The sequence below is a fragment of the Mycobacterium sp. MMS18-G62 genome (assembly GCF_053877835.1).
The window spans coordinates 401,095-422,311 of the sequence record NZ_CM132662.1 but is presented as its reverse complement, the minus strand read 5'-3'; the positions used below and the strand labels follow the sequence as shown (position 1 = coordinate 422,311).

At 64.4% G+C, this 21,217-nt stretch carries 19 protein-coding genes and 1 tRNA gene; 8 read left to right on the top strand and 12 right to left on the bottom strand.

The genetic code is table 11. The features are described from left to right. Positions 1 to 80: 80 nt before the first annotated feature. Positions 81 to 431 carry a hypothetical protein gene (locus ACWW36_RS02075; RefSeq protein WP_456139958.1) on the top strand — a complete coding sequence of 117 codons (351 nt, stop codon included), beginning with the start codon at positions 81 to 83 and terminating at the stop codon, positions 429 to 431. On the opposite strand, the gene ACWW36_RS02070 is transcribed toward ACWW36_RS02075, so the two are convergent. The 7 genes from ACWW36_RS02070 to ACWW36_RS02040 are packed head-to-tail and all read right to left on the bottom strand — an operon-like array spanning position 413 to position 8,495. After that, a complete protein-coding gene (locus ACWW36_RS02070; protein WP_456139957.1) occupies positions 413 to 1,105 on the bottom strand; it encodes a response regulator in 693 nt (230 codons plus the stop codon). The genes ACWW36_RS02075 and ACWW36_RS02070 overlap by 19 nt on opposite strands. Next, positions 1,102 to 3,660, bottom strand: a complete 2,559-nt coding sequence (locus tag ACWW36_RS02065; RefSeq protein ID WP_456139956.1) for a DUF4118 domain-containing protein — start codon at positions 3,658 to 3,660, stop codon at positions 1,102 to 1,104. Before ACWW36_RS02065 ends, ACWW36_RS02070 begins: the two co-directional genes overlap by 4 nt. Beyond that, positions 3,638 to 4,510 (bottom strand): potassium-transporting ATPase subunit C, encoded by an 873-nt coding sequence (locus ACWW36_RS02060; protein ID WP_456139955.1) that lies wholly within the window; start codon positions 4,508 to 4,510, stop codon positions 3,638 to 3,640. The genes ACWW36_RS02065 and ACWW36_RS02060 overlap by 23 nt, the downstream gene beginning before the upstream one ends. A 1-nt stretch (position 4,511) precedes the next feature. Continuing rightward, complete coding sequence (gene kdpB / locus ACWW36_RS02055; protein ID WP_456139954.1) at positions 4,512 to 6,647, bottom strand: potassium-transporting ATPase subunit KdpB; 2,136 nt, start codon at positions 6,645 to 6,647, stop codon at positions 4,512 to 4,514. After that, positions 6,647 to 8,317 carry a potassium-transporting ATPase subunit KdpA gene (gene kdpA, locus ACWW36_RS02050; protein WP_456139953.1) on the bottom strand — a complete coding sequence of 557 codons (1,671 nt, stop codon included), beginning with the start codon at positions 8,315 to 8,317 and terminating at the stop codon, positions 6,647 to 6,649. Before kdpA ends, kdpB begins: the two co-directional genes overlap by 1 nt. After that, entirely contained in the window at positions 8,317 to 8,403 is an 87-nt protein-coding gene (locus ACWW36_RS02045) for a potassium-transporting ATPase subunit F (RefSeq protein WP_456142337.1), read from the bottom strand. The genes kdpA and ACWW36_RS02045 overlap by 1 nt, the downstream gene beginning before the upstream one ends. Further along, a complete protein-coding gene (locus tag ACWW36_RS02040; RefSeq protein WP_456139952.1) occupies positions 8,400 to 8,495 on the bottom strand; it encodes a potassium-transporting ATPase in 96 nt (31 codons plus the stop codon). The genes ACWW36_RS02045 and ACWW36_RS02040 overlap by 4 nt, the downstream gene beginning before the upstream one ends. Positions 8,496 to 8,733: 238 nt before the next feature. Here ACWW36_RS02040 and ACWW36_RS02035 point away from each other — a divergent pair. Beyond that, a tRNA-Leu gene (locus ACWW36_RS02035) sits at positions 8,734 to 8,810 on the top strand. 96 nt (positions 8,811 to 8,906) lie between these two features. Then, positions 8,907 to 9,404 (top strand): cupin domain-containing protein, encoded by a 498-nt coding sequence (locus tag ACWW36_RS02030; RefSeq protein ID WP_456139951.1) that lies wholly within the window; start codon positions 8,907 to 8,909, stop codon positions 9,402 to 9,404. Positions 9,405 to 9,591: 187 nt separating this feature from the next. On the opposite strand, the gene ACWW36_RS02025 is transcribed toward ACWW36_RS02030, so the two are convergent. Both ACWW36_RS02025 and ACWW36_RS02020 read right to left on the bottom strand, forming a co-directional pair. After that, positions 9,592 to 10,155: a hypothetical protein gene (locus tag ACWW36_RS02025; RefSeq protein WP_456139950.1), complete on the bottom strand. Its 564-nt coding sequence runs from the start codon at positions 10,153 to 10,155 to the stop codon at positions 9,592 to 9,594. Between the two features lie 576 nt (positions 10,156 to 10,731). Further along, complete coding sequence (locus tag ACWW36_RS02020; protein WP_456139949.1) at positions 10,732 to 11,262, bottom strand: hypothetical protein; 531 nt, start codon at positions 11,260 to 11,262, stop codon at positions 10,732 to 10,734. 1 nt (position 11,263) lies between these two features. On the opposite strand from ACWW36_RS02020, the gene ACWW36_RS02015 reads away from it, so the two are divergent. Continuing rightward, positions 11,264 to 12,730, top strand: a complete 1,467-nt coding sequence (locus tag ACWW36_RS02015; protein WP_456139948.1) for a PQQ-dependent sugar dehydrogenase — start codon at positions 11,264 to 11,266, stop codon at positions 12,728 to 12,730. Positions 12,731 to 12,792: 62 nt separating this feature from the next. Here the strand turns inward: ACWW36_RS02015 and ACWW36_RS02010 are convergent, their stop codons facing one another. Then, positions 12,793 to 13,344, bottom strand: coding sequence for a hypothetical protein (locus ACWW36_RS02010; RefSeq protein WP_456139947.1), 552 nt, complete (start codon positions 13,342 to 13,344; stop codon positions 12,793 to 12,795). A 300-nt stretch (positions 13,345 to 13,644) separates the two neighbouring features. Then, positions 13,645 to 14,598, bottom strand: coding sequence for an alpha/beta hydrolase family esterase (locus ACWW36_RS02005; RefSeq protein WP_456139946.1), 954 nt, complete (start codon positions 14,596 to 14,598; stop codon positions 13,645 to 13,647). A 521-nt stretch (positions 14,599 to 15,119) separates the two neighbouring features. Here ACWW36_RS02005 and ACWW36_RS02000 point away from each other — a divergent pair. Beyond that, positions 15,120 to 16,400, top strand: coding sequence for a hypothetical protein (locus tag ACWW36_RS02000; protein ID WP_456139945.1), 1,281 nt, complete (start codon positions 15,120 to 15,122; stop codon positions 16,398 to 16,400). Positions 16,401 to 16,501: 101 nt separating this feature from the next. Here the strand turns inward: ACWW36_RS02000 and ACWW36_RS01995 are convergent, their stop codons facing one another. Beyond that, complete coding sequence (locus tag ACWW36_RS01995; RefSeq protein ID WP_456139944.1) at positions 16,502 to 18,697, bottom strand: PE family protein; 2,196 nt, start codon at positions 18,695 to 18,697, stop codon at positions 16,502 to 16,504. 392 nt (positions 18,698 to 19,089) lie between these two features. On the opposite strand from ACWW36_RS01995, the gene ACWW36_RS01990 reads away from it, so the two are divergent. The 3 genes from ACWW36_RS01990 to ACWW36_RS01980 all read left to right on the top strand — a co-directional run bounded on the left by ACWW36_RS01990 (position 19,090) and on the right by ACWW36_RS01980 (position 21,186). Next, positions 19,090 to 19,935: a 2OG-Fe(II) oxygenase gene (locus ACWW36_RS01990; protein ID WP_456139943.1), complete on the top strand. Its 846-nt coding sequence runs from the start codon at positions 19,090 to 19,092 to the stop codon at positions 19,933 to 19,935. 147 nt (positions 19,936 to 20,082) lie between these two features. Further along, the gene (locus ACWW36_RS01985; protein ID WP_456142336.1) at positions 20,083 to 20,988 is read left to right on the top strand and encodes an esterase family protein; all 906 of its coding nucleotides are present in this window, start codon (positions 20,083 to 20,085) and stop codon (positions 20,986 to 20,988) included. A gap of 9 nt (positions 20,989 to 20,997) precedes the next feature. Next, positions 20,998 to 21,186, top strand: coding sequence for a hypothetical protein (locus tag ACWW36_RS01980; RefSeq protein WP_456139942.1), 189 nt, complete (start codon positions 20,998 to 21,000; stop codon positions 21,184 to 21,186). Positions 21,187 to 21,217 lie beyond the last annotated feature (31 nt).

Here is a 21,217-nt window from a genome sequence, read left to right as displayed (position 1 = left end):
TCGTAAAAGTCCTGCGTGGCGACGTATGGATACCGTAATCAGCCTTTTAGCGGCGCGACCTCGGCACTTACGGTGCCCGAATGCCCGCTACCGGTGGATCGCCCTCCGTGCCGCACATGCGCGAGCTGGTAAGCCACCCGTACGTGCTGGAGATCCTCGACGCGCTCACGCACGGCCCAATGACCCTTGGCGACCTGACCACCCATGTCCACGCCGGCCGGCGCGGATTGACTGCGGCGTTGCGGCTTGTCGGGTCTCGTGGGTTGGTGGCCAAGGACGACAACGGAAGCTGGGACGATCCGCCGGTGGATGCGCTGTACCGGCACACCAACCTCGGTCGTGTGGTTGTCGAGGCACTGTCGTGCTACTCGCTGTGGACCGCCATGTACGACCACACCGACAGCGCCAAGGATCATTCCTGGAATCGGTAGCCCATCCCGGCCTCGGTCAGCAGATGCACCGGGTGTGACGGGTCGTCTTCGAGCTTGCGTCGCAGCTGCGCCAAATACACACGCAAATAGTGAGTTTCCTTGGCGTAGGCCGGGCCCCACACCTCTTTGAGCAACTCTTCACGGCCGACGAGCTTGCCGCGGTTGCGCACCAGCATCTCGAGCATGCCCCATTCGGTGGGCGTCAGATGGACCTCGTCGCCGTTCTTGGTCACCTTCTTGGCCGCCAGGTCGACGGTGAACGACGACGTTTCGATGACCGGTTCGTCGGTGTCGGATGCCGCGGCTCCTCGGCGCACTGCAGCCCGCAGGCGTGCCAGGAATTCATCCATCCCAAACGGTTTGGTGACGTAGTCGTCCGCACCGGCGTCCAGCGCTTCGACCTTGTCCGACGAATCCGTGCGCGCCGACAGCACGATCACCGGCGCTGTGAGCCAGCCACGCAGCCCTGCCAGCACGTCGATTCCGGACATATCGGGCAGACCGAGGTCGAGCACGATGACGTCGGGGCGGTGGTCGGCCGCTGTCTTGAGCGCCTCGGTACCGGTGGCCGCAGTGAAGACGTCGTAGCCGCGCACCGACAGGTTGATCCGCAACGCCCGCAGGATCTGCGGTTCGTCGTCGATGACGAGCACCCGTGTCTTCGGGGCGTTCATGACGACCCGTTCTTCGGTGCGGCGAGGTCGATTTCGACGGTGAGCCCGCCGCCGGGTGTATCGGTCGCCGAGATGGCGCCGCCCATCGCTTCGACGAAGCCGCGGGCGACCGACAGGCCGAGGCCGACGCCGATGCTGGTGTCGTGGTCGCCGAGGCGCTGGAACGGCGCGAACATCTGTTCTTCTGCACCTCGCGGTATTCCAGGTCCCTCGTCGACGACGGCGATGAGCACCCGATCGCCGACGCGGCCCGCGGTCACCCGCACCGGTCCGTCCGGCGCATAGCGCAGGGCGTTGTCGATGAGGTTGGCCAACACCCGCTCGAGCAGGCCGCTGTCGGCCAACACCACGGCGTCGTCCACGTCGACCTTGACCCGATCGATGCCCTGACGGCGAAAACCGGTAAGCCCCTTGCTGATTCCCAGCAGCGCGCGTTGCACCGTTTCCTCCAGGTACACGCGCCGCAATTCTGGACGCAGCACCCCCGCGGCCAGCCGTGACGAGTCGAGCAGGTTGCCGACGAGCGCGGTGAGCTGATCGACCGATTCCTCGATGGTGGCCAGCAGTTCGGCCGTGTCTTCGGCGGAGAAGTCGACGTCGCTGCTGCGCAGGCTGGACACCGCCGCCTTGGCGCCGGCCAGCGGGGTACGCAGGTCGTGGCTGACGGCCGATAGCAGTGAGCGTCGCAGTTCGTCGGCCTGCGCGATGGCCTCGGCCTTGCCTGCCTCTTCGGTCAATTCCCGTTGCTTGACCAGTCCCGCCGCTTGTTTGGCCACCGCACCGAGAACTCGGCGATCGCGGGCGGCCAGCTTCCGGCCTGCCATCAGCAGCCAGAATTCGTCGTCGCCGACCTCAACGGCCGTGTCGGCGGAATCGACTGTGACGCAGGGATCCTTGCCCACGCAACCGACAATGCCCGTCCCTTCGCGCAGCAGGCTGACGGCGCGCTGTGAATACGTTTCACGGACGCGCTCCAGCAGCGTGTCCAGGTCCGCGCCGCGCAACACCGATCCGGCGAACAGCGCGAGCAGTTCGGCTTCCTGTGACGCGTGCTTTGCCTCGCGTGCGCGGATCGCTGCACCGTCGACGAGCACGGCGACGGCGATGGCGACCAGCAGCAGCACGACGATCGTGATTGCGCTGTCAGGCTCGGCGATCGTGAAGGTGTATCGCGGCTCGATCAGGAAGTAGTTCAGCAGCAGCCCCGACAACACCGCCGACAATATGGCCGGGGCGACGCCGCCGAGCAGCGCCACCAGGAGCACGCCGATGAAGAAGATCGCGCTCTCTCCGCCGATTCCGAGGTATCGATCGAGCACCAGCACCACCAGCGCGCAGATCGCCGAAGGAACGACGACTGCGGCAAGCCACGACATCAACCGTTGGTGCTGAGGCATGAATCTCGACCACGAGGTTGCTCGTCCTGCTTCCTCGTGCGTGACCATGTGGACGTCGATCTTCCCCGACTGCTGCACCACAGAGACACCGATGCCCTCGTCGAAGATGCGCGCCCACCGCGACCGTCGCGAGGTGCCGAGCACCAACTGGGTGGCGTTCATCTCACGTGCGAAATCAAGTAGCGCACTGGGCACGTCGTCTCCGATGACGGTGTGGACCGTCGCACCCAGACTTGTGGCCAGCTCGCGCACCTTGCCCATCTGTGGTGCGGAGACTCCCGCCAACCCGTCACCGCGGACAACGTGTACGACCATCAGTTCGGCGCTGGACTTCGACGCGATGCGGGATGCTCTGCGTACCAGGGTCTCCGATTCGGGCCCACCCGTGACGGCGACGACGACGCGTTCACGCGCTTCCCAGGTATCGGTGATCTTGTTTTCTTCGCGATACTTCTCCAGCGCCGCGTCGACTTGGTCGGCCAGCCAGAGCAGCGCCAATTCCCTTAACGCCGTGAGGTTTCCGCGGCGGAAGTAGTTAGACAGCGCGGCGTCGACGCGGTCTGGAGCGTAGACATTGCCGTGGGCGAGTCTGCGCCGCAACGCTTCCGGTGTGATGTCGACGAGCTCGATCTGGTCGGCTGCCCGCACGACCTCGTCGGGCACCTTCTCCTGCTGCTCGATGCCCGTGATCTGGGTGACGACGTCGTTCAGGCTTTCCAGGTGCTGCACGTTGACCGTCGAGATGACGGTGATGCCGGCGTCGAGCAGCTCTTGGACGTCCTGCCAGCGTTTGGGATTCTTGCTGCCGGGCGTATTGGTGTGGGCCAGCTCGTCGACCAGGACCACCTGCGGCTTGCGTCGCAGCACTGCTTCGACGTCGAGCTCACCGAACCGCTTGCCGCGGTACTCGATGTATTTGGGCGCCACCATCTCGATGCCGTCGATCAGGTCGGCGGTCTTCTGACGGCCATGCGTTTCGACGATCGCTGCGACCAGATCGGTGCCGCGTTCCAGCCGGCGATGCGCTTCACCCAGCATCGCGTACGTCTTACCGACGCCCGGAGCCGCGCCCAAGTAGATGCGCAGCTCGCCGCGCTTCTTCTTGTAGTCGGGCCGATCCGGGCTCACATGATCATCATCCACCTGGATACTTCGCATCGAGCTCGATATTCAGCGCCACGACGTTGACCCGGGGTTCGCCGAGGAAGCCCAGGCCGCGCCCGTCGGTGTTGTCCGCCACGGCCTGGCGGACCTGGTCTGCGCTGACGCCGCGCGCCTTCGCGACCCGGTTCACCTGCAGGTCGGCGTAGGCGATCGAGATGTTGGGGTCCAGGCCGCTGCCGCTGGCGGTGACGGCGTCGGCGGGTACCGCAGGGTCGGCGGGCGCACTGCCGCGGATCGGGACGATCTGGCCGATGCTGTAGTCCTCGCCGTCCTTGGCGCACTCGACGCGCACGCCCTCGTAGGTATTGAGGAACGGCTTGGGCGCCTTGTCGCAGAGTTCATTGACGCTGACGACGCGGGTCGGGTGCACGACGTTGCCGGTTGCGTCGCGTGGGCCCATCACAGACAGCACCGCGCCGACGCCGTCACCGGTGCAGAACGGGCGGGTCCCGTTCACGCCGTCGAGCTGGCCTACGGCTGCGCTGCGTTGGCACACGAGGGTGAGCAGGCTTGGCTTGTCGGGGGTGTCAACGATGCTCTCGGGGCCGAGGTTGCTCGCGCCGGTGGCCAGCGGATCGTAGCCGTCGCCGGCGGCTGATGGCCTGCTCTGAAAGTACTGCGGCAATGGGTTGCCATCCTTGTCGGTGAACGACTGCCCAATAAGGCTGCTGCCCACTGGTTTTCCGTTCGCCTCGATGACCGACCCGTTGGCCTTGTTGTGCAGGCCCGGAAGCTGGGCGATCAGCCAGATGAGGAGCGGGTACGCGATACCCACGATGACGGTGAGCACCAGCAGCGCCCGCAGCGCGGCCCAGTGTTGACGAGCAATGGTGGAGAATCTCATGTCACATTCCCGGGAAGAGTTGGATGACGAGGTCGATCAGCTTGATGCCGATGAACGGTGCGATGATGCCGCCGAGGCCGTAGACATAGAGGTTGCGGCTCAACAGCTTTGACGCGCTACTCGGCGTGTAGCGCACACCCCGCAGCGACAACGGGATGAGCGCCACGATGATGATCGCGTTGAAGATCACCGCGGACAATATGGCCGATTGCGGGCTGTGCAGCCGCATCACGTTGAGCAGATCCAGTCCGGGGAACAGCACGACGAACATCGCGGGGATGATGGCGAAATACTTCGCGATGTCGTTGGCAATCGAGAACGTCGTCAGCGCGCCGCGAGTGATGAGCAGCTGCTTGCCGATCTCGACGATCTCGATCAGCTTGGTCGGGTCGGAGTCGAGATCGACCATGTTGCCGGCCTCTTTTGCCGCCGACGTGCCGGTGTTCATCGCGACGCCGACGTCGGCCTGTGCCAGCGCGGGTGCGTCGTTGGTGCCGTCGCCGGTCATCGCGACCAGCTTGCCGCCGGCCTGTTCACGCTTGATCAGCGCCATCTTGTCTTCGGGCGTGGCCTCGGCAAGGAAGTCGTCGACACCGGCTTCGTCGGCAATGGCCTTGGCGGTCAACGGGTTGTCGCCGGTGATCATCACTGTGCGGATGCCCATGCGGCGCATTTCGTCGAACCGCTCCCGCATGCCTTGCTTGACGACGTCCTTGAGATGGATGACGCCGAGCACCCGCGGTTGCCCGTCGATAACCTCGCCGACCACCAGGGGCGTGCCGCCGGCGGCGGAGATGCCGTCGACGATTTCGCCGAGTTCGGTTGGGACCGAGCCGCCTTCGGTGCGCACCCACTCGGCGACCGACGAGGCCGCGCCTTTGCGCAGCCGATGACCGTTGAGGTCGACGCCTGACATCCGGGTGGTGGCGCTGAACTCGACCCAGTGGGCGTGGGCTAGCTCGCCGGGTGTGCGGGCCCTTAGGCCGTATTCCTGTTTCGCGAACACGACGATGGAGCGGCCTTCGGGCGTTTCGTCGGCGAGGCTGGACAGCTGGGCGGCGTCCGCGAGTTGCTCGGGTGTCACACCGTGCAGCGGAACGAAAGCCGCGGCCTGGCGGTTGCCGAGGGTGATGGTGCCGGTCTTGTCGAGCAGCAGCGTGTTGACGTCACCGGCGGCCTCGACGGCGCGACCGGACATGGCCAGCACGTTGCGCTGCACCAGTCGGTCCATACCGGCGATGCCGATGGCGGACAACAGCGCGCCGATGGTCGTCGGGATAAGACAGACGAGAAGCGACACCATCACGATGCCGGTGACACCATTGTTGGTGAGCGCCTGGCTGTCTGCGACGCCGGGATTGTTCATCTTGGAGTAGATCGCCAGCGGCTGAAGGGTCGCGACGGCGAACACGAAGATGATCGTCAGCGACGCGAGCAGGATGTTGAGCGCGATCTCGTTGGGCGTCTTCTGCCGGTTGGCGCCTTCGACGAGCGCGATCATCCGGTCGATGAAACTCTCGCCGGGTTTCTGCGTGATCTTGACGACGATGCGGTCCGACAGCACCGTGGTCCCGCCGGTGACCGCCGAGCGATCGCCACCGGATTCGCGGATGACGGGCGCCGACTCGCCAGTGATGGCCGATTCGTCCACCGACGCAATGCCTTCCACGACGTCGCCGTCCCCGGGAATGACCTGGCCGGCTTCGACCACGACGACGTCGCCCTGCTGAAGCAGCGGCGCGGCGACCTCTTCTTCGCGTCCGGGTGTTCCTGGCTGCCACCCGGCGAGTCGGCGGGCTTTGGTGGAAGTCTTCGTCTTGCGCAGCGATTCGGCCTGCGCCTTGCCGCGACCCTCGGCGACGGCCTCGGCGAGGTTGGCGAAGATGACCGTGAGCCAGAGCCACATGACGATCAGCCAGGCGAACCAGGACGGGTCGATGACGGCGAGGATCGTGCTCCACGCGGCACCGATCTCGACGATGAACATGACGGGGTTGCGCCACAGTGTGCGCGGGTCGAGCTTGCGCAGCGCGTCGGGCATCGACCTCCACAGGATCTTCGGGTCGAGCAGGCCGCCTTGAATCTTTTTGGGGTTCATGGGTTTTGGGGGAGCAGCATCGAGTGTCGCAGTGGTCATCAGTGGATTCCTTCGGCGAGGGGCCCGAGCGCGAGCATGGGCAGGAAGGTCAGGGCTACGAGGATCAGCGTCACGCCGGCGACCATGCCGACGAACTGCGGACGATGGGTCGGAAGCGTGCCGATCGATTCGGGCGTCTTGCCCTGCTTGGCCAACGAGCCGGCGAGTGCGAGGACGAAGATGATCGGCAGGAAGCGGCCAAAGGCCATCGCGAGCCCGAGAGCGGTGTTGTACCAGTCGGTGTTGACGCTGATGCCGGCGAAGGCCGAGCCGTTGTTGTTGCCGGCGGAGGTGAATGCGTACAGCACTTCGGACAGGCCATGGGGGCCGGTGTTGAGCATTCCTGCGCGTTGGCCAGGCATCGCCATCGCGGCGGCGGTACCGGTGAGCACGATCAGCGGAGTGATCAGGAAATAGGTTGCGGCGAGCTTGATTTCGCGCGGAGTGATCTTCTTTCCGAGGTACTCCGGGGTCCGGCCGACCATAAGCCCGGCGACGAATACGGTGATGATCGCGAGGACGAGCATGCCGTAGAGGCCGGAGCCGGTGCCGCCGGGTGCGACCTCGCCGAGTTGCATGTTGAACAGCGTGATCAGGCCGCCGAGGCTGGTGTACGAGTCGTGGAACGAGTTGACCGCGCCGGTGGAGGTGAGCGTCGTCGCGTCGGCGAAGACGGCCGAATTGGCCACGCCGAAGCGCTGTTCGACGCCTTCCATGGCCGAGCCGACTGCGGTCGGGACGGTGCCACGGTGTTGGAGCTGAAAGAGGAGCATGAGGCTGACGCTGACGGTGGCGATGATGCCCATGACGGCGACGATCGCGTATCCCTGCTTGCGGCTTCCCACCATGCGCCCGAAGGTGCGGGGGAGCGAGAAGCTGACGACGAGCAGCAGGAAGATCTCGACCCAGTTGGTCCACGTGTTGGGGTTTTCGAAGGGGTGCGCGGAGTTGGCGTTGTAGAAGCCGCCGCCGTTGGTGCCGAGTTCCTTGATGGCTTCCTGGCTGGCGACGGGTCCGCCGGTGATGGTCTGCTGGCCGCCGGCCAGCGTGTTGACGACTTGGTCGTGCAGGTGGAAGTTCTGGATGGCTCCGCCGGCGATGAGGATGATCGCGGCAATGATGGAGAGCGGCAACAGGATTCGGAGGGTGCCGCGGACAAGGTCGACCCAGAAGTTGCCGAGGTCGCCGGTGTTGCGTCGGGCCAGGCCGCGGACGAAGGCGATGGCGACGGCCAAGCCGACGGCGGCGGACACGAAGTTCTGCACGGCGAGGCCGGCCATCTGGACGAGGTGGCCTTGGGTGGATTCGCCGGAGTACGCCTGCCAGTTGGTGTTGGTGACGAAGCTGACCGCGGTATTCCAGGCGAGCGCTGGTGTGATGTGAGTGGCGGGGTCGTTGAGGTGAAGCGGCAGCTTGCCCTGGACGAGTTGGAAGACGAAGAGGAACAGGATGCTGACGGCCGAGAAGGCAAGCACAGAGCGGGCGTAGGCGCCCCAGGTCTGTTCGGCCTTGGGGTCGGCGCCGATGAGTCGGTAGACGGTGCGTTCGGCGCGGGAATCCTTGTCGGTGGTGTAGACGCGGTACATGTAGTCGCCAAGCGGCACGTGCACGGCGGCCAGGGCAAGGATCAGCGAGGCGAGGAAGAGGATCCCCGCGGTCGTAGAGCTCACTAAAACCTCTCGGGGAAGAGCAGGGCGGCGAAGAGGAAGACAGCGATGACGACGGCCAGGGCGAGGCCGACGAGGTTCTGGATCACAGGTGCTCGACCAGTCTTTGGATGACGCCGAGCAGGCTGAAGACCGCCAGCGTCAACAGGATGAACACGACTATGGACATGTCCGTCTCCAACGTTTACGGACCGCCGGATTTCGGGGGCCTATAGGAGAATCGCCCCAGCTCAGGGACTTAATGCCAGCCTTAACGGTTTCTTGACGCGGACGGCTCGGGTCTTTACGGAATCTGGCACGAGCCGGGTTGGCAGGGAGGGATGGTGTGGAAATTGCCCGCCTAGCGAGCGACAACAGTGGAGCGTCAGGGCTGTCGCTCGCTAGGCGGACAAAAGAGGTATCTACGATCGGGAGGCCAAGCCCCCATAGCCCAATTGGCAGAGGCAGCGGACTTAAAATCCGCACAGTCTGGGTTCGAGTCCCAGTGGGGGCACCAAGATTGGCACTGCGCAGCGCCTTCAACGGCACTCGCATCGCCGGGAAAGCCGAAGGTAATTGACCAGCAAACTCGCCGCGGCTAAGTTTCCGGGGCATGCGTGGGGTCACGTTCGTGTCGTGGGGGGCCGCAGTCCTGACCGGGATGACGTGCGGAATCGCGCACGCTGATCCAAATCCACCTCTTCCACCGGCGCCGGTGTCGACGATCAATGGCGCCGCCCCGGCCGGTGTGCTGGCGCCGCTGCAAGCGGTCTCAACCATGATCGACACCACCGACGCCGACGGTCAGCGGCTGGTCGTCTTCCAGGGCGTGCGCAAACCGGGAACGCGCGCACCGATCCACGTGCACGCTTACGGCGGCCTTACCTGCGTGCTGAGTGGCACGATGACCGACTTCGTCGAAGGTCATGAGCCGATGACCTTCCCGGCCGGAACGTGCTACTACATGCCACCCAACATTCCGATGGCGGCCGCCAATCTCGGCACCGAAGATGTCCGCATCACCGACACGTTCAACCTTCCACCGGACGCTTCGATCATCACCGTGATCGAACCCGCGTGGTCGGATCCGGACCCCGACGACGCCGGCTGAAGCGGCGTATCCGATCTACTAATCCACGCAGCCCGCAACGGCCCCGTACCGGAGCCTCACCGGCAACGCCCAGATTCGCTGTGCCGCAGTCAATATGCGCGCATCGACAACCCGTCCTTGAAATTGGCCCAGTGCCGGTTCGAGTCCGACTGGGGCACCGACGTTGTTGGCCGCTTCGGCGTGATGACTAGCAGGGATAGAACCAGCCCTCGGACAGGCGCCACGACACCCGATGCCAATCGCTGAACCATGACACGTAGTCGTGGTCGCGAATCGGGTAGTACACCGTGTGGTTGTTCCAGCCGCAGTCGGTTGTGAAGTCTTGAGTCGGGAACCCCCACGAGAAGATCGGGCCGCTGTCCCGATTGAGGAAGTACAACCCATGTGGGATGCCGAGTGGCTCACCAGTCGGCCAGCCTCGCCCCGTGCGCCAGCCCCGCGACGTCACCCGATAGGTGAACGCAATGAACAGCCACTGCGCCCCGTCATGGGGGTCGGTCATCTTGGTCACGGTCGTGGACATGCCGCTCAAGGACGCCAGCACGGTGTTGTCAGTAGCCAAGATGTCGCGATCACGCATCTTGATTGTTTTCGATGTCGCGCTGCCGGCCGGGTCGTGTTCAACACCAAGTAAGTCGGTGATGTCACTGCCGACCGCGAAGTCGTTGTGGACCATCTCATCGCTCAGGGTCTCCGAGATGTCGATTCCCGCGCTGGGGCGGGCGTAAGAAACGGTCAATTGCTTAGTCATCAAGGTCCTCCAGTTCAGACACGACCGCCCGCGGTGAGCGGCTAGGGCCAACTCAACGCCACGCAATCGCGGGGCGACTAGCGTAGTGGGCTACCTGTATATGGGCGATGCCGATTCCGTCGGCGCAAGTCACGCCGCGACCTTTGACCGATTGTGACGTGCTGGCCGTCGCGACCAAGGCCCCAACGACAACCGTTGCATCGCATAATCGTTGCTATAACTTCCCCGCTGCGCCATTGGTGGGGCAATCTGCCCCACCGGCCGAGGCGGCTACTTCGCTGAATCGCGCGGCGCTTGCGCAAAGTCTGTCTTAGGCCATCGCAGATGCACGAATTTTGGCCCGGTTACGTGCTTTTCGTTTGTTCACGCAATCCCGAGCAGCAACGCGAAAACGCTGTGTCCGGCGAATCCCGGGGATACCGTCGCGAATAGCGACGGGCGATCTGCCGAGCCCGCGACTGGGGCTGGGTCGCCGTCCCGATTTGAGGATGGGGCCATGGGGGCATCGGCAGCACATTCACACCGCACACTCGAACGACCGCCTCGGCGGGCCAACTGTGGGCGCGGTTACGCGCGCTACATCGGGCGGGTGGGCGGACTGGCCTTTGCGCTCGGCGTCGGGGCGGCGGTGTTCACCGGACACGGGATCGCATCGGCCGACGCCACGGATTCAGGTTCAGCCTCCTCCGATTCGGCCTCGCAGTCGTCGTCGGACTCGGCATCGAATTCCGCGGCTGCAAACTCATCGTCCTCCTCAGTCGGTTCGGGTCCCGCGTCGACTTCCGCCACCCATTCGACGTCGGCGACGGCATCAGAATCCGACGAAGTTGATGCCGACGAAGACTCCGGTGACGCCCGGTCCATCGATGCGGGTTCAGTGTCCCGCCCGAAATCTGGGGTCGCGTCGAAGTCGGATTCGTCAACGGCCACACAGCGATCGACACATCGCACGCGGGCAACGGCGGACGAGTCGGCGCCTAGCGTCACCGCGGTCCATACCGCTGCGCCTGTCAAAGCCGATTCGCCGGCCGTCGACGATTCGGCTGCGCTGGTTTCGCCAGCCCAGGTGACCGCGTCTGTCGAGCCGGCCGCTCCCGCGGCGACCAACGTGACAACGAAATCAGCAACGGTCGAGCTGAGGCCGCTGGCCGCAGACGACGGTTTGCCGGCGCCGGCCGCGCCCGCGCCGACGCTGGCCGGCCTGCTAGAGACGCTGTTCGTCGGATTCCAGCGGACCTTCTTCAACCAGACTCCGACGCTGGCCTACAACCCGAGCGAGAACCAAATCGTCGACGGCCGCACCGTAGGTGCACTACACCCCGCCGATCCCGACAGTGAGGCCGTGACGGTCACCGCAACCCAGCCCGCGTTCGGCACCGTCGACGTACACGCCGACGGCACGTTCACCTACACCCCTGGTCCGAACTACCCCGGCCACGACACATTCGACGTCACGGTCAGCGACGCCGACAACGGATTCCACATCCACGGGTTCTCAGGCCTGCTCAACCTGCTCACCTTTGGACTCCTCGGCAGCGCCGGGCACACCACCACCGCAACCGTCGACATCGGATTCGAACGGACCCCCGTGGTGTCTGGTCTCAACAACCCAGTGGATTTCCGGTTCCTGCCGGACGGGCGGATCGTCATCGGCGAACAAGGTGGAGCGATAAGGGTTGTCAAGAATGGTGTGCTGCAAAGTCAGCCGCTCATCGTCCTATCGGCCGGTACCGGCGGGGAGCGTGGAATCAGCGGATTGGCGGTGGATCCGAACTTCGGCACAAACGGCTTCCTCTATGTCGCATACACTTCGGCGGAAAACCGGGATCGGTTGTCGCGCATAACCGTAACGGGCGACACCGCTGCCTCGGAGACGGTACTGCTCGAAACCGAGCCGGCAGGATTCATCCATCACGGCGGAGCTCTCGGCTTCGGGCCCGACAACAAGCTCTACTGGGGCATCGGCGACAACGGAATAGGCGCGAACGCACAGGATTTGCAGACACTGCGTGGCAAGATACTGCGACTCAACACGGACGGCAGCGCCCCAAGCGACAACCCGTTCTTCGGTCACACCGATGCGCGGCCGGAGATATATGCCTACGGTCTCCGCAACCCGTTCCGGCTGACATTCACACCAGGCAACCAACTACTCGTCGCCGATGTGGGCCAAGTGTCTTGGGAAGAGGTCAACCTCGTCGAGGCCGGTAAGAACTACGGGTGGCCGTCGGCTGAGGGCGTCTGCAACAGCTGCACGTCGGTCAACCCGATCTTTACCTACCCCCACGGCAACGGGGCGGCGATCACCTCGGTTCTCGTCTACACCGGCGACACCTTCGACCCGAGCTACCTAAACAAGGTCTTCATCGCCGATGAGGTCCAAGGCTGGATAAAGGTGCTCAGTTGTGCAGCCGACTTCTCATCGTGCAGCGAGGTACAAACCTTCGATGCTCACGCGGGGACAACCGTCAAGCTCGCCCAAGGACCGGACGGCAACCTCTATCACCTGACATACCAGCCGGGCGAACTCGTGCGCATCTCACCGACGGGTGGCTCCACACCAATCCAGGTGTGACGAGCAGAGGATATGCGCGCGGCCGACGCCGAGCCTCGTGAACTGCCTCAACTGCCGTCCTGCTACCGAGACCGGCCCAGCCGCCGCTTGGTCTTCTTCGGTGGCTGGTGAAAATCTTCGATCCAGGCGTCCATCATTGCGTCGGCGTCGCCGTGCACAGGGTTATTGGTGACCTGCAATCCGAGACCTTCGATTTCTCTCGTGCACCACCGAATGAAAGATCCGTCAGCGCCGATCTCCTGCGCAAGAAGGACCCTCTCGTCGGATTTCAGCTTGTCACTGAACGCGTCCATGCTGTGCTTCACGCGCCAGTAGGGAATGGCTTCATCAAACGGCCGACAGAGCTCTATTAGTTCCTTGCGAGCCTGGTCGAGGAGGGATGTCGGCCCCGATTCGTCGTGTTCAGCGGTCGAGTCGGCCTGCTGCTCTCCGTCGATCCCACCGTCAACGCCCTTCGGCTCTCCCCCGACTTCCGCCGGATGGTGCAAGCTGGCAACATGACGGGGCTGGTTATCGACATGCTCTGCTAGCTCGCTGTACTTGACGCGCAGAGCGTCAAGCTCCGCCGTAGCCGCCTCGGCTTTCTCGCGCCACCATTTGAGGTGGTATTCCACCAACCTCGCCTCACAGTCTGAGCAAACGGCGACTGCCGGGATCGTCGGGTCTAACGTAACTGGATTCGCTAACACCACCCCGCAGAGCGCGTGGTCACTACGGCGGTTGAGGTAGTCCTCGTGGTGCACCACCGAAGAGGCTGTCTCGTGCACGTAGCGGTGGGGTGGCTCCACACAGCGAAGATAGCCGACCTGCGCTGACGCTTTGTCAGTTCGCCCAAATGACCGGCGGCTCAGTGCAAGTCGGTCGGTTCACGTCGTAAAGGGGGAACTGCAGGCCTGGTGAGAGGTCATCCGCCGTCAGCTTTCGCCCGCGCTCAGGCTGTGTTGTCGGTGGTCAACCTCGTGAACAAAGTTCCAGTGAGCTTCGGAGGCACTGAACTGCCCTGGTGCGCCGAATTGCGCAATGTGATCACTAGTCGAGGTTCCCGGCCAGGAGTGTGCTGCATCAGCGATGGTGATGAGCCGGACTGCCGCGAAACCTGTGGTGTCGACGTAGCGAGTTTCGCGGACCTCGTCGGATATGACCCGGCACTGCGGCGTCGGGGCGCACCCCGCCGCGATGGCCCAGTGATGAACGGCCGATTCCACTGATTCCGACCACCGTGGCCCACTGCCGCCCTCGTACGGGTTGAGGAAATCCAGGCCGCCGTGGATGGCCAGCAACGCGGGCAGCCCGCCTGATGAGGGAACGAAGCGAACCCCGCTGACGCAACACACCGACGCCAGTCGATCGGCCATCGCGACCGCCAGGTGCGAGCTCAGTCGGGCACCACCCGAAAACCCGCGGAGATGAATGCGGCGAGGGTCGACACCGTGGTCCTCGATCAGTCGGGTGGTGAGAGCTTCGATGAACGCGATGTCGTTGGGCTCGTCCCGGGCGACGGACTCACCGGGCAGTGGACTGTCGGGCACGTTCCATGCCCACCCCTCGGGCCACTCGGCCAGCAGTCGAAAGGGAATGCCCGCTTGGGGCACGACGATGAACGCCCCGAGTGCAGCGAACGACCGCGCATCCGTGACCGCCACATGCTCCTCGGGCGACAAGCCGCTGCCGTGCAAATCGATGATGGCCGGAACCGTGGCCGGCTCTGTTCCGCAGGGCTTGATCACCCGATACCGGCGATTCGTGCCCAATACCGAAATCTCATACGCCGACGCGGTGACGCCTTCAATACGACGCGATGGATGGACAACCGGTTTGCGATCAAGCGTGGCGCCGGGCGCTTTCGGTTTCGATCCGCGGCGTTCCATGACCTGACTCTACGCCGCACACTCGATCAACTTCTTTGCCCCGTCCTGCATTGGGTCGCGCACCTGCAAGGGTCCACTGGCACGCAATCGTGCTGTCTCGTAAGGTATTTCGCGGCAGTGCGGTCACCGGATTGAGCTGGGTCGACCGCGATGACGGATTCCTCTGTGCCACTGGGAAAGTCCCGCAGAGTTCGTCGATCTGGCGGTGATCCAACGTCCCGCTCGTTGCTAGTCGCGCAATCATGATGACTAACGGACTTCCGCATATCGCTACGGGTATTGACGAAAGCGCTATTTATGCATGGGAATGCTGTTACAGTCCCGGCAGGAGGTGACTCCAGACAGGAGGAAACCTCATGAGTTTCCGTTTTTCCCCAATTTCCGCTGTGGCTATCGTCGTGATCCCAGTGCTGACCTTCTCCCTCGTGAGCTGCTCCTCTCGTGGAGAGGCTTCTTCTCCATCGCCGTCTGCTGAGCAGTTTTATGCCACCGACGGCGCGTACCTGGCCAAGCTGTGTGGAGTGCCGCAGCTGGAGGTGAAAAACGACAATCAGGCTGCTGTCTGCATCACTCCCGAGGGTGATGCGATCAGCATTGTGGGGGACAGGACTTTCACCACCACCCGGAAGACCGATGCGTACCGGCAGCAGGTGCACAAGTGCGCCGGTGAAGCATTGCCACCCGTGTGGTTCCGCTTCTACGACGGCCCGAACATGTTCGCCAAGGCCAACTTTGACGAAATCTCATTCAGCATGCCGGTCACCAAGAGTGCGTTGCCGCCGATCCACAACTCGCAGAGTCTGTGGGATCAGATGACGATCATGCAGCCCATACCCGTCTTCGATGATGTCGCGCCCACCTACTGCGGGTTCTTGGGCGGCAAGACGCTTTGGGCGAACGGCGGGTTCAACTTCGAACTCACTGCTGGCAGTACCGGTTTCGACCCTGGCGATGCGCCACCCCAGACAGCGTGGAACTCGCCGTGGCAGTCCGGATTCAACAACACGCCCTACGATGGCTGGACGGCGTATCCGACCATGGCGTTGGGCAACGGGGCCGGCGGGCCACCCGCCGGATACGCCATCCGCACCCTGGGCAGTCCGGATGGCTCGCCGGACTCCTCGGTACACGCCAAGTACACCGTGGACAATGACAAGCAGGTTGTCACGCTCGAGTTGTCCTATAACGGTGCCACGTCGACGTATTCCGTGCCGCAAAAGCTCTTCAAGGACAAGTTCCTACCCAAGGCCATCGCCGATGGTGACCTGGCCGCCAACGACAAGCAGGTTGCACAGGTGAACGACTTCGCCTGGCGGTGGCAGCTTTTCACCAACACACTCACGATCCAGAAGCCCACCAGCCCGGACGGCAAGCCCATCACGCTGAACGAACTGGCGCAATACTTCCCGACGGTCACTTCTTACAACGACATCCAAGCCAAGGTGAAGGGCTACCCGGGGTTCAACAATCCAGAAGCCTTCGACAACACACTCGTGTGCGACAAGGGATTCGAGTTGTACGGGACGATCATCGACGGCAAGCTCTTCACCGATCTCGACGATTTCAGCAAGTGGGTCGAGACCGAGGCGGACAAGACGGATCCCCGCTATTCGTACTGGCGGTGCATCGAGGCGGCCGCGCGATCGCGCGAACAGAATTGCGTGGCAAGCGGCTCCGAAAAGAACACCGCGCAGCAGTCGTGGAATGTCGGCGGCGGGTACTTGAACGGCACGATCCCCGCGCAATGCGACGAAAACGATCCGCAGACGAAGGCGGTCATCGCGGGGCAGCGGACGGGATGACGGCCTGATTCGACATCAGGGAGCCGACCGCGCATCAGGGGCTCGCAGTTCGTCACGAAAACCATTGTCGTGAAAGCGAGTTAGCCCCCCATGGTGGCAATTCAGCCGTTGCTGCCGTCGCTTCCGCCCGGGCTGCCGCCGCTGCCTCCCGTGCCGCCAGGCGACCCGCCGTCACCACCATCGCCGCCCAAGCGGTTTGATCCGGCGCCGAGCGCATCGCCGCCGTTGCCGCCGTTCCCGCCGGAGGAGAAGGCGCTGCCGTTTCCGCCGTCGCCGCCATCTCCGCCATCAGCAGATCCGAAGCCGGTCGTGGCCGTGCCGCCGGTTCCGCCGGTACCCCCGCCACCGCCGAGCGCGCCGCCGTTTCCGCCGTCGCCACCGCCACCTCCTACGGTGTTGGAGAAGCCGGTTGCCGTCCCACCTGCACCGCCTGAACCGCCCGCGCCGCTGATCCCGGTGCTACCGCCTGCGCCGCCGTCGCCACCTTGAGTGCTTGTGCTGTGAAGGTCGAGGGCCGTCGCGTCTCCGCCTGTACCGCCGGCCCCGGAATCGCCAACGCCGATGACGTTGCCGCCGTTACCGCCCGCGCCGCCGATGGCATCGCTTTCGTCGCCGGTGGTGGTGACCGTACCGCCCGTACCGCCGTCCCCGCCGCTGCCCAAGAATCCAGTGCTACCCCCGTCGCCGCCGTCACCTCCGATGACAGTCCGAAAGCCTTGTGCGCCACCGCCGTCGCCGCCGTCGCCGCCGTCTCCGATCAGCAGGCCGCCGTTACCGCCATCGCCGCCGGATCCGGCGAAGGCATCGGTCGTGTTTTGTGCGGAGGCTAGCCCGCCGTCACCGCCTGCGCCTCCGTTGCCGACGAGCAGGGCGTTGCCCCCATTTCCACCGTCACCGGCGGTGGCCTGGTCGAGGAATTTCGACGCCGCGTCGCCCCCGCTGCCGCCGTCACCGGCGTCGCCGATCAGTCCGGACGTGCCGCCGCTGCCGCCATCGCCCGCTGTTGCGGCGCCGATGCCGCTCGAGGCGTCTCCTCCATTGCCGCCGGATCCGCCATCGCCGCTCAGGAAGCCGCCGTTGCCGCCGCTGCCACCAGAGCCGGCGGTGGTGTCGGCGAAGCCCGTTGCTGACCCGCCTGCACCGCCCGCGCCGCCTGCGCCGATGAGCCCGACGGCGCCGCCGTCACCGCCAACGCCTGCGATAGTGCTGGCGGAATGCAGGTCGAGCGAGGTCGCATCGCCACCCGCCCCGCCGGCGCCTGCGTCGCCAATGCCAAGTACTGTTCCGCCAGTACCGCCCGCTCCGCCGATGGCGCTGCCCTCGTCGCTGGTCGTTTTTGCCGTCCCGCCGGCGCCGCCATCGCCGGCGTCACCGAACAGTCCGGTGCTTCCGCCGTCGCCGCCCGTGCCGCCGGTCGCGTTTGAACCCCCTTGGGCGACACCGCCATTGCCTCCTGCTCCGCCGCCGCCGAACAGAAGTCCGCCGCTGCCACCATTCCCGCCGGCTCCGCCAACAGCGTCGCCGGTCAAGCGAATGTCATCTGCGCCGTCGCCGCCATCGCCGCCGGTGCCGATCAAGAAGCCGCCGTTGCCACCGGCGCCGCCGGACGTGGCGACACCCGTCATGGGATCGACGTAGCCGGCGCCGCCGTCGCCGCCGTCGCCAATCAGACCCGCGCTGCCGCCGGCGGCGCCTGGACCGCCGTTGCCGCCGTTGCCGAACAACAGGCCACCGCGACCACCGGGTTGACCCGGTTCGACACCATCGGCGCCGTTGCCGATCAGCAGGCCGCCATTCTCGCCAGGTTCGTCGCCATTACTGATGAAGATCGCGATGAAGTCAGCGACGAAGTCGCCGGGGGCAAGGGGGGCGACCGGTGCCGCCGTGGTTATCGGTCCGCTGAATGTCGAAGGGCTCGCGGCTGGGCCGATCAATCCGGATGTGTCGAAAGCTCCCGCACGGGAAACAGTGGGTCGTGCCACCAGAGCGGTATGGCCCGCGACGAAGTGATTGGGGGAGCCGACCCGCGGCGGCGTGAAGTAGATCGGCACAGGCCGATTCGAGTCAGGTGCAACCAGGGTCGCCCCGCCCTGCGGCGACAATCTCGCAAGTGCCTTGAACAGCCCGTTCGGCGTGACGCGGGCGGCCAGGCTCGCGGGTTCGAATGACGTCGCGGCAACGGGCGGCCTGATCGGCGGCACCGGAGGTGCGTGTCCAGGGTTGCCGGTGCTTGGCACCGCCAAGACGCCGGCTGCCACAACCGCTGTGATCATCGTCTTGTGCGGCGCAATACTCATCGCCAGTCCCTCCCCGCGCCGACCCTGTACATCTCCCCAATTCGGGTCAGCGGGAAAATTCTCCCACCGCCGGTGGATCACCATCGGGAACTTCACAGGATCGGAAACAGCAAATTTCCCCAGGCAAGTAGTGGCAACGACTGATGCTCGCGGCGAGGGTCGCATGCCGTGCCCACAGCGGTGGCAGGCGAGCCTTCTGCCTCGGCGGTGTCGCAGAACTGAACAGCCATTTGCAACTACAGCACATTGCGTCGGAGTTGCCTGGGTCCCGCCGAATTCGCCTGCGCTTGGTGTGATCTCGCGTTCTGATGCGGTGCCGGTTAACCTCACGGCAGACTGCGGGGAGAGCCTGCCGGCTAACGACACCCCGAGCGCCTTGGAGGAAGGAAGCGATGACGTTCCTGTCGGAGATGGATCAAGAAACTGGCTTGCTGGACGAAGCGAAGGTCATCGACAAGGGACGTGACCTACGCAAGACCTACCAGGACGCGGATCCCTTTCCTCATATCGCCATCGACGACTTCCTTCCCGAATCGATACTCGAACGGTGCCTGGCCGAATTCCCAACCGACACAAGGGGCGTCACCGACTCCTACGACCGCAAGCAAGAGCGGTTCAAGCGAGCCTTCACGCCCGACGTGCTGCCGACGTTCTCACGAAACCTGTTCTACGCCTTCAACTCCCGGCCCTTCATCCAGGTCGTGGAGAACATCTGCGGCATCCAAGGACTGATTCCCGACCCGTATTTCGAGGGCGGCGGCTATCACGAGTTGACGCAGGGCGGCCACCTGTCCGTGCACGCCGACTTCAACTACCACCAGCGGCTGCACGTCGAGCGCCGGATCAACGTGCTGATCTACCTCAACAAGGACTGGAAGGACGAGTACGGCGCCCAGCTCGAGCTGTGGGACGAAGACATGAAGTCGCGCGTGAAATCGTATGTGCCGGACTTCAATCGCTGCGTCATCTTCAACACGACGTCCAACAGCAATCACGGCAACCCGCACCCCGTCAGCCACCCGGACGGGATGCCTCGCCGCTCCATCGCGCTGTACTACTACACGGCGACGTGGAACAACACCAAGAAAAAGCACACGACGCATTTCAGGGTGCGGCCCGGCGAGACGGAAGATGCGCCGGACTACAGGTCGAGAAGCCAAGACATGATCGGCGATTTCGTCCCGCCCGTGCTGTACCGGAAGCTGATCAACCTCGGCTCGCGCAAGTCGCATCGCTAGCCCGCACCCCCTTTGATAACAAGCTGGTCAAGGGGGGCGCGCCATGCGGAAACCGCCGCGCCTCGCTGCTAGCTTGCCGACGTGGCTGCGAAAAGGCTTGGCAGGTTGTGTTCGGTGCTCCTCGGAACGCTCGCGCTCGTCCTTGCCATGATTGCCGTCGAAACGCCGACCGCCGAGGCCTATTCACGCAAGGGACTTCCGGTGGAGGTCCTCGACGTGCCGTCGCCGTCGATGGGACGCAACATTCAGGTCGAATTCCAGGGCGGCGGCCCCCACTCCGTCTACCTGCTAGACGGGCTTCGGGCCCAGGACGACGCCAACGGCTGGGACATCAACACAGCTGCTTTCGAGTGGTTCTACCAGTCGGGCATCTCGGTCGTCATGCCCGTCGGCGGGCAGTCCAGCTTTTACTCGGACTGGTATCAGCCGGCGACCGGCAGCTCAGGGACCACCACGTACAAGTGGGAGACCTTCCTGACTCAGGAACTGCCTGCCTGGCTGGCCGCCAACAAGGGCCAGGCACCGACGGGCAACGCCGTTGTCGGACTGTCGATGTCGGGCAGCGCGGCGTTGACCCTGGCCATCTGGCATCCGACGCAGTTCATCTTCGCCGGTTCCCTGTCCGGATACCTCAACCCGTCGACGGGCTTGTGGCCCACGCTCATTGGCGTATCGATGAAGGACGCCGGCGGCTACAACGCGTCCAACATGTGGGGTCCGACGTCCGATCCCGCATGGCGGCGCAACGATCCAATGGTCAACATCCCCACGTTGGTGGCGAACAACACGGCGCTGTGGATCTACTGCGGCAACGGTAGGACCGGAGATCTTGACGACGGCGCGGATTTCGGCGCTCAATACAGCGCACAGTTCCTGGAGAACATCACGCTGTCGACCAACAAGGAATTCCAGCAGAAGTACCTTGCGGCCGGCGGTCACAACGCGGTGTTCAACTTCCCCGCCGACGGCACGCACAGCTGGGGTTACTGGGGCTCTCAGCTTCAGGCCATGAAACCCGACATGGTCCGGATCATCGGCGCGCAACAGCCCTAAAGTGGACGCATGCGCATTGCCCTCGTCGTCGTCGGGATCGTCGTAGCACTGTTCGGTCTGCTGTTCACACTGCAGGGGTTCGGTGTGGTGCAAGGCAGTCCGATGAGCAACACCACCACCTGGTCCGTCCTCGGTCCGATCATCGCGCTGGTCGGCATCGCCATTGCGATCGGCGCGGCGCGACGTCGTTCGCGCTGATCGGACAAGTACTGCGACGGCGCCTTGCGTT